This is a genomic window from Pseudomonas sp. NFR02, assembly GCF_900119375.1.
Classification (GTDB): Bacteria; Pseudomonadota; Gammaproteobacteria; order Pseudomonadales; family Pseudomonadaceae; genus Aquipseudomonas; species Aquipseudomonas paracarnis.
Map to the genome: position 1 here is coordinate 365,638 of NZ_FPJJ01000001.1, position 13,143 is coordinate 378,780.

13 protein-coding genes are annotated in these 13,143 nt (G+C 60.5%); 10 read left to right on the plus strand and 3 right to left on the minus strand.

The window, feature by feature from the left end; genetic code table 11:
• Window positions 1–207 precede the first annotated feature (207 nt).
• Window positions 208–1,116, plus strand: coding sequence for a 50S ribosomal protein L3 N(5)-glutamine methyltransferase (prmB, locus tag BT199_RS01685; RefSeq protein WP_072433733.1), 909 nt, complete (start codon window positions 208–210; stop codon window positions 1,114–1,116).
• A 128-nt stretch (window positions 1,117–1,244) separates the two neighbouring features.
• Here prmB and BT199_RS01690 read toward each other — a convergent pair whose 3' ends face one another.
• Both BT199_RS01690 and BT199_RS01695 read right to left on the minus strand, forming a co-directional pair.
• The gene (locus BT199_RS01690) at window positions 1,245–2,048 is read right to left on the minus strand and encodes a hypothetical protein (RefSeq protein ID WP_020302243.1); all 804 of its coding nucleotides are present in this window, start codon (window positions 2,046–2,048) and stop codon (window positions 1,245–1,247) included.
• Between the two features lie 99 nt (window positions 2,049–2,147).
• Window positions 2,148–3,110, minus strand: a complete 963-nt coding sequence (locus tag BT199_RS01695; RefSeq protein ID WP_019818577.1) for an alpha/beta hydrolase — start codon at window positions 3,108–3,110, stop codon at window positions 2,148–2,150.
• 143 nt (window positions 3,111–3,253) lie between these two features.
• On the opposite strand from BT199_RS01695, the gene aroC reads away from it, so the two are divergent.
• The 4 genes from aroC to BT199_RS01715 all read left to right on the plus strand — a co-directional run bounded on the left by aroC (window position 3,254) and on the right by BT199_RS01715 (window position 6,591).
• Entirely contained in the window at window positions 3,254–4,345 is a 1,092-nt protein-coding gene (gene aroC, locus BT199_RS01700; RefSeq protein WP_014719276.1) for a chorismate synthase, read from the plus strand.
• A gap of 76 nt (window positions 4,346–4,421) precedes the next feature.
• Complete coding sequence (locus tag BT199_RS01705) at window positions 4,422–5,585, plus strand: MFS transporter (protein WP_072434104.1); 1,164 nt, start codon at window positions 4,422–4,424, stop codon at window positions 5,583–5,585.
• Entirely contained in the window at window positions 5,582–6,112 is a 531-nt protein-coding gene (locus BT199_RS01710) for a 1,2-dihydroxy-3-keto-5-methylthiopentene dioxygenase (RefSeq protein WP_072433734.1), read from the plus strand. Before BT199_RS01705 ends, BT199_RS01710 begins: the two co-directional genes overlap by 4 nt.
• Window positions 6,113–6,321: 209 nt before the next feature.
• Window positions 6,322–6,591 (plus strand): response regulator transcription factor, encoded by a 270-nt coding sequence (locus BT199_RS01715; RefSeq protein WP_014719273.1) that lies wholly within the window; start codon window positions 6,322–6,324, stop codon window positions 6,589–6,591.
• A gap of 59 nt (window positions 6,592–6,650) precedes the next feature.
• Here the strand turns inward: BT199_RS01715 and BT199_RS01720 are convergent, their stop codons facing one another.
• Window positions 6,651–6,929: a DUF3509 domain-containing protein gene (locus BT199_RS01720; protein WP_003172952.1), complete on the minus strand. Its 279-nt coding sequence runs from the start codon at window positions 6,927–6,929 to the stop codon at window positions 6,651–6,653.
• A gap of 468 nt (window positions 6,930–7,397) precedes the next feature.
• Here BT199_RS01720 and BT199_RS01725 point away from each other — a divergent pair, with 468 nt between their 5' ends.
• The 5 genes from BT199_RS01725 (at window position 7,398) to BT199_RS01745 (ending at window position 13,113) form a co-directional block, all read left to right on the plus strand.
• Window positions 7,398–9,224 (plus strand): long-chain-acyl-CoA synthetase, encoded by a 1,827-nt coding sequence (locus BT199_RS01725; RefSeq protein WP_014719272.1) that lies wholly within the window; start codon window positions 7,398–7,400, stop codon window positions 9,222–9,224.
• A gap of 106 nt (window positions 9,225–9,330) precedes the next feature.
• Complete coding sequence (locus BT199_RS01730; RefSeq protein ID WP_060767627.1) at window positions 9,331–9,846, plus strand: ankyrin repeat domain-containing protein; 516 nt, start codon at window positions 9,331–9,333, stop codon at window positions 9,844–9,846.
• Between the two features lie 41 nt (window positions 9,847–9,887).
• Window positions 9,888–10,418 (plus strand): hypothetical protein, encoded by a 531-nt coding sequence (locus BT199_RS01735; protein WP_032903736.1) that lies wholly within the window; start codon window positions 9,888–9,890, stop codon window positions 10,416–10,418.
• Between the two features lie 67 nt (window positions 10,419–10,485).
• Window positions 10,486–10,677 carry a PLDc N-terminal domain-containing protein gene (locus tag BT199_RS01740; RefSeq protein ID WP_003192770.1) on the plus strand — a complete coding sequence of 64 codons (192 nt, stop codon included), beginning with the start codon at window positions 10,486–10,488 and terminating at the stop codon, window positions 10,675–10,677.
• A 348-nt stretch (window positions 10,678–11,025) separates the two neighbouring features.
• Window positions 11,026–13,113: an LTA synthase family protein gene (locus tag BT199_RS01745; RefSeq protein WP_020302246.1), complete on the plus strand. Its 2,088-nt coding sequence runs from the start codon at window positions 11,026–11,028 to the stop codon at window positions 13,111–13,113.
• Window positions 13,114–13,143 lie beyond the last annotated feature (30 nt).

The following is a 13,143-nucleotide window of genomic DNA, read 5'->3' on the forward strand; positions in this document are numbered from 1 at the left end:
TTGTCCACTGGCTGAGCGCTTCTGTGAATCGCTACTATCGTAAGGTACGCCGTTGCTGGCGTGCAGCCATGTCAAGAGGCAGGCCTGTTTAACACAATGCGGGCAGATTGGATGAAATCCGACGTACGGCGCCAGGTTTTTCGTACATCGTCGGTACAGGTGAAGGCTGTTAGAATCGCCAGTCGTTTTTTCCAGGAGCTTGCCCCCGTGATCACTTCCCGCCTGCGCACCTTGCGCGACCATATCCGTTGGGCTGTCAGCCGTTTCCATGGGGAAGACCTGTTTTTTGGCCATGGCACCGACAATGCCTGGGACGAAGCCCGGCAGTTGGTGCTGGGCGCCTTGCACCTGCCGTGGGAAATCGCCGACAGCTATTTGGATTGCAACCTGGAAGAAGAGGAAATCTCCCACGTGCAGCGCTTGCTGCATCGCCGTATCCATGAGCGAGTGCCGACGGCCTACCTGTTGAACGAAGCCTGGTTTTGCGGCATGTCGTTTATCGTCGATGAGCGCGTATTGATCCCGCGTTCACCCATAGGCGAGCTGATTGAAGACCGCTTCGAACCCTGGCTGGCCCAGCCGCCGGCACGCATCCTCGACCTGTGCACCGGCTCCGGTTGCATCGGCATCGCCTGTGCCTATGAATTCCCCGAGGCCGAAGTGGTGCTGGGAGACTTGTCCTTCGAAGCCCTGGAAGTGGCGAACCAGAATATCGAGCGCCATGGCGTCGACGAACGGGTCTACACCGTGCAGGGCGATGGGTTTGACGGGCTACCCGGCCAGCGTTTCGACCTCATCGTGTCGAACCCGCCCTACGTGGATGCCGAAGATTTCGCCGACATGCCCGATGAATACCAGCACGAACCGGAACTGGGCCTGGCCTGCGGTGAAGACGGCCTGAACCTGGTACGCCGGATGCTGGCTGAAGCGGCGGACCACCTCACCGAGAAGGGCCTGCTGATTGTCGAAGTGGGCAACAGCCAGGTGCATGTCGAGGCGCTGTACCCGGAAGTGGACTTCGCCTGGCTGGACTTCAAGCGCGGTGGGCATGGGGTGTTTATGTTGACGGCTGAGCAGTGCCGCCAACACCAGGCCGTTTTCGCTGCCCGGATATAACTGCAGAAACTCGGTCAATGTGGGAGCTGGCTTGCCTGCGATAGCGGTGGGTCAGCTTGCACTTGTGCTACTGATACATCGCTATCGCAGGCAAGCCAGCTCCCACATTTTGATTGCATTTCAATCTATCAGCGGTGCGTGGCAATCCAGATCAACAACCCCGCCTGGAACACCGTAAACGCCACCAGACAAGTGATGGTAAAGCGCAGCCCGCTGTCTTCACGCTTGAACTTGGTGACTTTCTCCTCTTCCTTGCGCAGCTTCACTTCCTGCTCCGCCAGGTTCTGCTCGGCCTGTTGCAGCATTTGCGCGGCTTCCAGGATCTCCACGAACTGCACTTTCTCGGTGTTCCAGCTGTCCAGCACGTCGCTGACCTTGCCGGGCTGCACATTGCCCTTGAGGTGCTGCACATCGGCGTAGGCCACATCGAAACCCTGGATACGCAGGAAGTGATCGCGGCGCAGGCGCGTGGCTTCGTTGAGGGCGTCCTTGTTGGCCAGGTCCACGCCGTCGACGCGGTAGTGGGACCACTTCTTCTTCGCCCAGGCGGCGCCTTGGGCCACCAGGAAGCGCCCGATACCGCGGTTGGCCGGCTCGATTTCCAGGCTGTTGCCGGGCCCGAAGTGCACGCGGTGTTTATCGTGATCGACCCAGATATCCAGGTGGTTCTGCTCGCGCCGTACTCGCTGGCCCGGTAACTGGATGACCATGCGCAACAGGCTGTGGTGTTTATCATGGCGCTCGGCATAGCCGAACTGCACAAAGCGCAACGGCCGTGCGCCGGTCGCGCGGTCGGTGGCCAGCGGGGCCAGGCGCAGCATCTTGAAATGTTCGGCGTGAACGTCGGCCCACGGCAGGGCCGCTGCGGCGCCAGCTTCGGTTGCGGCCGGGGTCTCGGCGGTCGATTCGGGTGTTGTTTCGGTGGTTGTCATGCGGCGCGATCCTGTCCAAGCCCTGCGAGCCGACAGTCTTTTTACTGTCGACTCTGGACTTATCGGCCGTTTTTCCCAGGACTGGAGGCCAATTGCCGCTTAACGGGGTTGAAGACCTTCGATAAAGCTGACGATACGTTGGCCCAGCTCCGCAGCCAGCGGCAGTTTCGGGTCGTTGTAGGAGGCCAGTTGCTGCTTCACGTTATTGGGCACGATGCGCATCACGTGGTTCATGCCTTCGATCACCGTCAACTGCGCGTCGGGCTTGGCCTGCTTCAGTTGCCGGGCATCACCTACGCCAACCTGGATATCGTTGGTGCCTTGGATAATCAGCGCCGGCATGTCCAAGCGCGCAAAGGCGGCCGACGGATCGGCGCGGAACAGGCTGATCAGATACGGCTGCACGCTGGGTCGGAAAATACCCTCCAATGGGCGCGGCACGTCGGCGTCCACCTGGCCGGCCTTGAGGTGATCGAGTATTTCATTACTGCGCAGCAACAGGGCAGGGGGCAAGTGATCGGCCAGTTGCTGACGGATCACCTGGTCCACCGGGCGGGCGCTGCCAGACAAGGAAATGACCCCGGCCGGTTCAAGTTGCGGCGCGGCGAGGGCGGCGACCAGCGCGCCCTCGCTGTGGCCCAGCACAATCAGCGGGCCCATGCGCTTGTCGGCCTTGAGTAACTTGCCCCAGGCCACGGCGTCGGCCACATACGCCTCTAGGGTCAGGTTGCGCTCATCCGGCGTGGCCGCCAGGCTTGCAGCCACGCCGCGCTTGTCGTAGCGCACGCTGGCGATGTTATGCCGGGCCAGTACCCAGGCCAGGCGCTTGAGGCTGTCGTTGCGCGCGCCGTCGGCGCTGTTGCCGTTGCGGTCGGTGGGGCCGGAGCCGGCGATGATCAGCACCACCGGCACCGGTTTATCCGATTGCGGCAAGAGCAGCGAGCCAAAGAGTTGGCCGCTGCCGGTGTCCAGGCTGATCGGGCGTTGCAAGACGACAGGGGAGGCGGCCTGGGCCACGGCGGTGAACAGGGTGAGGGTGAACAGCAGAACTCGCAGCATCATAGCGCCATCATTGGAGAGGTGCCGGTTGGACCAACGTCTACCGGTAAGGTTTCGAGGATGAACTAGTCGGTTAGCCTGCGTATACTGGCCGCCTTAAGTTATTACGGTTGACTTGATTCAACTGATTTCACGGAGCGCCCTGCATGTCTGGCAATACCTTCGGCAAGCTGTTCACTGTCACCACCGCGGGCGAAAGCCATGGCCCGGCGTTGGTCGCCATTGTCGACGGCTGCCCGCCAGGCCTGGAGCTGAGCCTGGACGACCTGCAGCGCGACCTCGACCGCCGCAAGCCCGGCACCAGCCGCCACACCACCCAGCGCCAGGAGCCGGACGAAGTCGAAATCCTTTCCGGGGTGTTCGAGGGCCGCACTACTGGCTGCGCCATTGGCCTGTTGATCCGCAACACCGACCAGAAGTCCAAGGACTACTCGGCGATCAAGGACCTGTTCCGCCCGGCCCATGCCGACTACACCTACCACCACAAATACGGCGAACGCGACTACCGTGGCGGTGGCCGCAGCTCGGCGCGTGAAACCGCCATGCGCGTGGCCGCCGGCGCCATCGCCAAGAAATACCTGGCCACCCAGGGCATCGTCATCCGTGGCTACATGAGCCAGTTGGGGCCGATTGAAATCCCGTTCAAGACCTGGGACAGCGTCGAAGACAACGCCTTCTTCTGCCCCGACCCGGACAAGGTGCCGGAACTGGAAGCCTACATGGACCAGTTGCGCCGCGACCAGGACTCGGTCGGCGCGAAGATCACCGTGGTGGCCGAAGGCGTGAAGCCGGGCCTGGGCGAGCCGATCTTTGATCGCCTCGACGCCGAACTGGCCCATGCGCTGATGAGCATCAACGCGGTGAAAGGTGTGGAAATCGGCGCCGGCTTCGCCTGCGTATCCCAGCGCGGTACCGAGCATCGCGATGAGATGACCCCTGAAGGTTTCCTCAGCAACAACGCGGGCGGCATCCTCGGCGGTATTTCTTCCGGCCAGCCGATCGTGGCGCACCTGGCGCTCAAGGCCACGTCGAGCATTACCACGCCTGGCCGTTCGATCGATGTGCACGGCAACCCGGTGGACGTGATCACCAAAGGCCGCCACGACCCGTGCGTCGGCATCCGCGCCACACCGATTGCCGAAGCCATGATGGCCATCGTGCTGATGGACCACCTGCTGCGCAACCGCGGGCAGAATGCCGATGTGCGCGTGAGTACCCCGGTACTGGGCCAACTGTGATCGCCTGGGGCAATGAGCGCGCTTATTGTGGTGAGCGAGCTTGCTCGCGCTGGGCTGCAAAGCAGCCCTGAATAAAATGAACCCAGCCCTCCCATACTGGCGCCTCTCCAGCTTCTACCTGTTCTATTTCGCCCTGCTGGGGGCGACAGCGCCGTTCCTGGCGCTGTACTTCGATCACCTCGGTTTCTCCAGCGCGCGCATCGGCGAACTGGTGGCGATTCCCATGCTGATGCGCTGCGTGGCCCCCAACCTGTGGGGCTGGATCGGCGACTACACCGGCCGGCGCCTGGCCATTGTGCGATTCGGCGCGGTGTGCACCCTGGCCAGCTTCTGCCTGATTTTTGTCAGCAAGACCTACGCCTGGCTGGCGATGGTCATGGCCCTGCACGCGTTCTTCTGGCACGCGGTGCTGCCGCAGTTTGAAGTCATCACCCTGGCCCACCTGCACAAGCAAACCTCGCGCTACAGCCAGATCCGTCTGTGGGGCTCCATTGGTTTTATCCTCACCGTGGTGATCATGGGTCGCCTGTTCGATTGGCTGAGCCTGGATATCTACCCGGTGGTGGTCGTGGTGATCATGGCCGGCATCATCGGCGCCAGCCTTTGGGTACCGAACGCGCAGCCGGCCAGCCACGGCCACCGCCTGGCCGGCGATGGCTTTCTCAAGCAATTGCGCAGCCCCGGCGTGCTGGCGTTTTATGCCTGCGTGGCGCTGATGCAAATGAGCCATGGCCCGTATTACACCTTCCTCACCCTGCACCTGGAGCATTTGGGCTACAGCCGCGGCGTAATCGGCCTGCTGTGGGCGCTGGGGGTGGTGGCGGAAGTGCTGATGTTCCTGGCCATGAGCTGTATTCTTGCGCGCTTTTCGGTGCGCCGGGTGCTGCTCGCCAGTTTCCTGCTGGCCGCGCTGCGCTGGTGGCTGCTGGGTTCATTTGCCGAAGTTTTCTGGCTGCTGCTGGTGGCGCAGTTGATGCACGCCGCCACGTTCGGCAGCTTTCACGCGGCGGCAATTGCCTTTGTGCAACGCAGCTTCGGTGACCGCCAGCAAGGCCAGGGTCAGGCCCTTTATGCCGCGCTGGCCGGCACCGGCGGCGCGCTCGGCGCCCTCTATTCCGGTTACAGCTGGAACCTGCTGGGGCCCACCTTCACGTTCAGTATCGCCAGCCTCGCGGCCCTGGCCGCCGCCATTATCATTGGCCTTCGATTGCAAGAGCCGAACCAAGGAACCGTGCAATGAGCTATGTAGCCGTCTACTCCATCGCCTCCCCGGACACCCCGAACAAAGTGTTGACCCATGCCGACGACATCCAGTCGACCCTGGCCGAGCACGGCGTGCGTTTTGAGCGCTGGCAGCCCAGCCCGATAGAAAAGGGCGCCACTGATGCTGAAATGATTGCCGCCTACCAGGCTCAGATCGAAGCCCTCGGCTACGCCGCTGTGGAAGTGGTCAGCGTGACCCAAGACCATCCGCAGAAGGACGTGTTACGTGCGCAGTTCCTGGACGAACGTACCTACAGTGAAGACGAGGTGCGTTTCTTCATCGCAGGCCAGGGGCTGTTTACGCTGCACATAGGCGACTATGTGTACAGCTTGCGCTGTGAGAAGAATGACTTGCTGATCATCCCGGCCGGTGTACCGCACTGGTTCGACATGGGCCAGAACCCGCACTGTGTGACACTGCGTTTGTTCAACACGGCCCAAGGCGTTGTGCCCTCGTTGACCTGTGATGCGATTGCCACTCGCTTTCCAGGACTGGATGACTAAGCGTAGATAACTGAATGTTCAACCCTGGCAAGTTGGAAGTCGCTGTGGGAAGAAACTTAATTATTTGTAGGGTAAAGCTGTTTGTTCTCTGCCGTGCGCTTTGATTCCACTCGTTATGTAACTCTCTGTTCAGCGTAAATGTTTATGCCATCTGTCAATAGGAGGAATCCGAAAGATGGCAGCGCATCAGCAGACATAAGGAGAGAACAATGAGTGGCCCCGAGGAGACGTATCGCCCGTCGGTTATTGTGCCCACGGCTATCAGAAAACGCCGGAGCTTGTCCGGCAAGCCCCTGACTCCCACGGAGCTGGAAATCCTGCGATGGGCCTCCGAGGGCAAGACTGTCTGGGAAATCAGCCAGATTCGCGCCACCTCTGAAGCCACGGTGAAATTTCATCTGCGCAACATCTACGGCAAGTTGGATGTCACTAACCGTGTGCAGGCAAAGAATGAGGCGGTTCGGCAGGGCTTATGTTAATGGCATGAAAAAGGGCCGCGACGCTGAGCAGCGTCGCGGCCCTTTTTCAGAGGTGTAGATTAGGCCGAGTGATAGGTCGGCAGCGCAAAGCGGTTCTGGCTTTGCAACATCGAAATCTGCGGCAGTTCGCTGGCTTGTTCGGCCAAGTCACGGCGAATAGCGCTAATCACCCAAGTCAGTTGGTCGGCAGTGTGCAGCTGCTGATAAGAGATCGAGCGCTTGACCTGCTTACCTTCGCTGTTGCGCAGGGTCAACAGGATACCGCCGTCCGGACGTGGCTGGGTGGTGACGTCGTAGTTGGAGAATACTGAAGCGAATTTATCTTGGATCAGGCTCATGTCTATCAGCTCCATTGGCTCAAGTTGGCAAGCATGGAGTGATAGGTGCAGTGATTGTGCCAGTATTGGGTATTCTAAAAAATCGTTATAAATCAGCAGGTTATAAATTTATAGGATTTTCATTTTCGTGCAATTTGCATGAAGGGCCATCGTGCATCCTGCATTTTGCGCTATCTGCCCGGTGATTTTTCCGGCTGGAAGGGGGAGGGCTGTAATGATACTGACCGTCTTTTGCTCGGAAAAATCCCGGTCGGCTGGGAGTTCGTCATCGCAGCGATGCGCCGACCCGACAAGCCAGCTCCTACATTTTGAGGGTGGGGTGTCAGGGAGATAAGCATCGGCCGGCCGCCACGAGATACAAAACTTTTCAAATCCCGCGTGTACAGCCAAAGAACCGCTGACGTATTTTCCGCTACACCAGTCGATGTACCTGGACCAGACCAAGAATAAGAAAAGGGACGTCCCGCCATGACTCATCAGCAAGTCGACATGATCACCTGGCGCATGATGCTGCGTAAGGTGCCTGCCATTGTTCGGGCGCTCCCACGGGTGGTGCGCGGCATGCGTGCGGCCAACGTCACCGACCCCAACCAACCCTGCGGCCTGGGCTGGCATTTCGAACAAGCCACCTTGCGTAACCCTGACGGTGCTGCCCTGCTGTATGGGGACAGCGTGATCAGCTACCGCGACGCCAATCAGTGCGCCAATCGCATTGCCCATCACTTGCAGGCCCAGGGCATCCGCAAGGGCGATGTGGTAGCGCTGTTTATCGAGAATCGCCCCGAGTTGCTGCTCAACGTGCTGGCCGTGGCCAAGCTGGGCGGCATCTGCGCCATGCTCAACACGGCGCAAACTCAAGGGGCGCTGGTACACAGCCTGACCCTGGTCAAGCCGGTTGCCATTGTAGTCGGTGCCGAATTGCTGAGCCCTTACGCAGCAGTGCGCGATCAAGTCCAGATCCCGGCCGAGCGCACTTGGTTCGTGGCCGATCAGCCGGGCAGTAGGGTGCCCGACGGCTACATCGACCTGATGGCCGCCAGTGCCGAAAGCCCGGTGGACAACCCGGCGAGTTCCGCGCAGGTGTTCTTCCACGATCCCTGCTTCTATATCTACACCTCCGGCACCACCGGCTTGCCCAAGGCCGGCATCATGAAGCACGGGCGCTGGACCAAAACCGCCGTGAGCTTCGGCAGTATCGCCCTGGACATGGGGCCACAGGACGTCCTCTATTGCACCTTGCCGCTGTACCACGCCACCGGCCTGTGCGTGTGCTGGGGGGCGGCGATTATCGGTGCGTCCGGCTTTGCCATTCGGCGCAAATTCAGCGCCAGCCAGTTCTGGGACGATGCACGCAAGTTCAAGGCGACCACCCTGGGCTATGTCGGTGAGTTGTGCCGCTATCTGCTCGACCAGCCCGCGAGTGCGCAGGACCGTGATAACCAGGTGACCAAGATGGTCGGCAACGGCCTGCGCCCCGGTGTGTGGGCGCAGTTCAAGCAGCGCTATGGTGTGGAGCATATCTGCGAACTGTATGCCGCCAGCGACGGCAATATCGGCTTTACCAACGTGCTGAACTTTGACAACACCATCGGCTTTTGCCTGCAGCATTGGGCGCTGGTGGACTACGCCCATGACACTGGTGAACCGCTGCGCGGCAGCAACGGGTTCATGGTCAAGGTGCCCACCGGCGGGCAGGGCCTGTTATTGGCGCGCATTGATGATAAGTCGCCCTTCGACGGTTACACCGACCCGGAAAAGAACCGCAAGGTGGTACTGACCGACGTATTCGAAAAAGGCGACCGCTATTTCAACACCGGCGACCTGGTGCGCAGCATCGGTTTCGGGCATGCGCAATTTGTCGATCGCCTGGGGGATACCTATCGCTGGAAGGGCGAAAACGTCTCGACCACCGAGGTGGAAAACGTCCTGCTGAAACACCCGCAGATCGCTGAAGTGGTGGCCTATGGCGTCGAGATCGACAACACCAACGGCCGCGCCGGCATGGTCGCCATCACCCCCAGCGAATCCCTGGCCAGCCTGGACATGCGCGAACTGCTGCAATTCGCCCACGGCCAGTTGCCCCCTTATGCGGTGCCGTTGTTTTTGCGGATCAAGGTGAAGATGGAAACCACCGGCACGTTCAAGTACCAGAAAGTGAAGCTCAAGGAGCAAGGGTTCGACCCGGACAAGGCTGGCAATGACCCGGTCTACGCCTGGTTGCCGGGTTCGGACAGCTATGTGCCGGTGACCGGGCAATTGCTGGCGCAGATCCAGGGCGGCCAATTCCGTTATTGATTCTGGCTATGGCGGCTTTTGACAAAAAAGCCATGACACCGGGGAACTCCATCGCGACACTGGGCGCCTTAAACAGTTATGTCCGTCGCCTCAGCAAGGAGCCCCCATGTCAGATCAGCCTAAACAAATGACCGAAGACGAAGCCGCCGAGTTTGCCGAGCAAGTCTTTGACGTCGCCCGACGCGGCGACGCCGCCATGCTTGCCGCATTGTTGGCGAAAGGCCTGCCGGCCAACTTTCGTAATCACAATGGCGACACCCTGTTGATGCTTGCGGCGTACCACGGCCATGCCGAGGCGGTCAAAGTGCTGCTGGAGTTCAAGGCCGACCCATTGATTGCCAACGACAAGAACCAGTTGCCGATTGCCGGGGCGGCGTTCAAAGGCAACCTGCCGGTGGTGCAGGCGTTGATCGAAGGCGGCACGCCGGTTGAGGCGGCCTCCTCGGACGGGCGTACGGCCTTGATGATGGCGGCGATGTTCAACCGCGTTGACATGGTTGATTACCTGCTCGGTAAAGGCGCAAACCCCAAGGCCACCGATGCACAAGGCGCGACGGCACTGGCCGCGGCGCAGACCATGGGCGCGGTGGATACGGCGGCGCAGTTGCAGAAACTGGTGTAGGCTACGCGCCCTTCAAAACTTGCCCGTTACAGGATCGCCCCATGAAAACCGCCCTCGTCGAACTCATCAGCAAAATCAGCGCCGGCGTCATGGGGGAGGATGAAGTAGCGCGTATTGCCGACGAAGCGGCCCAGGCCTACGCGGACCCGGCGGCGTTCCTGGCGGCCAATCCGGATATCAACTACGACGACAGTTTCCCGATTCCGCTGGGAGAGTGGGTGGTGGTCGGTAGCCTGCCAGACACGGTGTTGTTCCAGGCCGATACCTATGGCGACCTGTTTGCCCAGATCGTCGCGTCGTTCGGTCCGGGCGTGGCGTTCAACCTCAAGCCCAAGCAACTGGCCAAGACCGAAGACCTGACCGCGCTCAACCGCATCCAGATCCAGATGAGCGCCCTGAGCCCGGAAGACGGCGGTTATGTGCTGATGAACTTCAGCCAGTTGCTGGACGACGAGATCCAGGCAGTGCTGGTGTTCGGCAACGACCTGGCGCGGGTACTGGAACTGTGTGCCGAAGTCGGCATCAAGGCCGAACCATCATTGGAAGCCTTGAAGATTGCCGTACACGTCTGAAATAAAACGGAACCCGCGCCAAGGCTGACTATCCTACAAGTGCATGCCCTCACTTAGGAGCGACACCATGGGTTCCACGTTTAATAGTCTGATTGGCCTGATCATCCTCGCGCTGGATATCTGGGCAATCATCAACGTGTTCAAAAGCGGCGCCAGCACCGGCGCCAAAGTGCTGTGGATCCTGTTGATCCTGCTGTTGCCAGTGCTGGGCCTGATCATCTGGGCTATCGCCGGGCCGCGTGGTAACGTGCGGATCTGACGACCCACTCGATTTGGAGCGGGCACAGTCAATGTGGGAGCTGGCTTGCCTGCTCCCACAGTGGGGTTTACGGCGTTAATTAAATTTGTGTGTCGAAACTATTCGCCGCACGAAATTTTCACATCCCATCCAAGACAATTCGCCGGCTTTATCCGGCTGCCAGGGCTCTATCTCCAGTGCCCTTAAAGGCAGGGTCGTGCCTTACGTTCAGTAATTAATAGCCTTGCCGGCCTCGATCGGGCACCATTTGTGCCACCGCGTTAACCGCCTACCCCAGCCAGCCTGGGCGAGGGACGGACGCCACTGCATTATTTCGCAACTTAAACTTCCAATGGGTCCTAAAACGACATGGCAAACCCGGACGCCCTGAATCAGCAGCGAGCTTCAAATCGCCTGCTGCAACCGACCGTCAAATCCCATCTGGCGTACACGCTGCTCTGCGCATTGGTCATGATGGTGATGTTTTCCCTGCTGCGCCTGGCGTTGCTGGTCTACAACCGCGAGATGATCCTCGATACGCCGGCCTCGACGTTCCTTGAAGCGTTTGCCAACGGCCTGCGCCTGGACATTCGCCTGGTGATGTACCTGCTGATTCCGCTGCTGTTGGCGCTGTTCAGCGTGCGGGCCATGGCGGCGCGCGGGTTCTTCCGTTTGTGGCTGACCGTCGCGTCCAGCATCGCCTTGTTCCTGGGCTTGATGGAGATGGACTTCTACCGCGAATTCCACCAGCGCCTCAACGGCCTGGTCTTCCAGTATGTGAAGGAAGACCCGAAAACCGTGATGAGCATGCTCTGGTACGGTTTCCCGGTGGTGCGTTACCTGCTGGCCTGGGCCGTGGGCACGCTGATCCTGAGCATGGCCTTCAAGGGCGCTGACCGCGCAACGCGCCCACGGGGCCCGTTCAGCGGCGGCACTGTCAGCACGCGCCAGGTGGCGCCGTGGTACAGCCGCATCGCAGTGTTCATGGTTTGCCTGCTGGTTGCCGTGGTTGCCATCCGTGGCACCCTGCGCCAAGGGCCACCGCTGCGTTGGGGTGACGTCTACACCACTGACTCGAACTTCGCCAACCAGTTGGGCCTCAATGGCACCTTGTCGCTGATCGCGGCGGCCAAGGCGCGCTTCGGTGAAGACCGCGCCAACATCTGGAAGGCGACGCTGGAACAACCACTGGCCACCCAGACCGTGCGCGACATGCTGGTGCTGCCGCAAGAGAAGCTGGTAGACACCGACACCGCTGCCGTGCGCCGTGACTTCACGCCACCGGCCGAGAAAACCCTGCCGATCAAGAACGTCGTGGTGATCCTGATGGAAAGCTTCGCCGGTCACTCGGTGGGCGCATTGGGACGTCCGGGCAATATCACCCCGTACTTCGACAAGCTGACCCAAGAGGGCCTGCTGTTCGACCGCTTCTTCTCCAACGGCACCCACACCCACCAGGGTATGTTCGCCACCATGGCCTGCTTCCCGAACCTGCCGGGTTTCGAATACCTGATGCAGACCCCGGAAGGCAGCCACAAGCTGTCGGGCCTGCCGCAGTTGCTCAGTGCGCGTGATTTCGACGATGTGTATGTCTACAACGGCGATTTCGCCTGGGACAACCAGTCGGGCTTCTTCAGCAACCAGGGCATGACCAACTTCATCGGCCGCAATGACTTCGTCGACCCGGTGTTCTCCGACCCGACCTGGGGCGTGTCCGACCAGGACATGTTCAACCGTGGCCTGGAAGAACTGAAGGCGCGCGAAGGCGGCAAGCCGTTCTACGCACTGCTGCAAACCCTGTCCAACCACACGCCGTACGCATTGCCGACCCCATTGCCGGTTGAGAAGGTCACCGACCGTGGCAGCCTCAACGAGCATTTGACGGCCATGCGTTACTCCGACTGGGCCTTGGGCCAGTTCTTTGAAAAGGCCCGCAAAGAGCCGTACTTCAAGGAAACCCTGTTTGTGATCGTCGGTGACCACGGCTTTGGCAATGAGCAGCAGATCACCGAGATGGACCTGGGTCGCTTCAACGTGCCGATGCTGATGATTGCACCGGGCATGCGCGAGAAGTTCGGTGAGCGTGACCACACTGTGGGCACCCAGATCGACATCGTGCCGACCATCATGGGCCGCCTGGGCGGCGATACCTTGCACCAGTGCTGGGGCCGCGACCTGCTGAACCTGCCCGAAGGTGACAAGGGTTTCGGCGTGATCAAGCCATCGGGCAGCGACCAGACCGTGGCCTTGCTCACCGGCGACCGCGTACTGGTATTGCCCAAGGAAATGCCACCCAAGTTGTGGGAATACACACTGGGCGCCGAGCCGACTGGCAAGGTGATTCCGGAGTCGCCGGACGAAGCTGCACTCAAGCAGAAACTCGAGTCGTTCCTGCAGACCGCGACCAAGAGCTTGTTGGATAATACCGCAGGTGTCGTGGACGGTAAGCCGGACTAACTGACCGACAATAAAAAAGAGGCCTTCTAG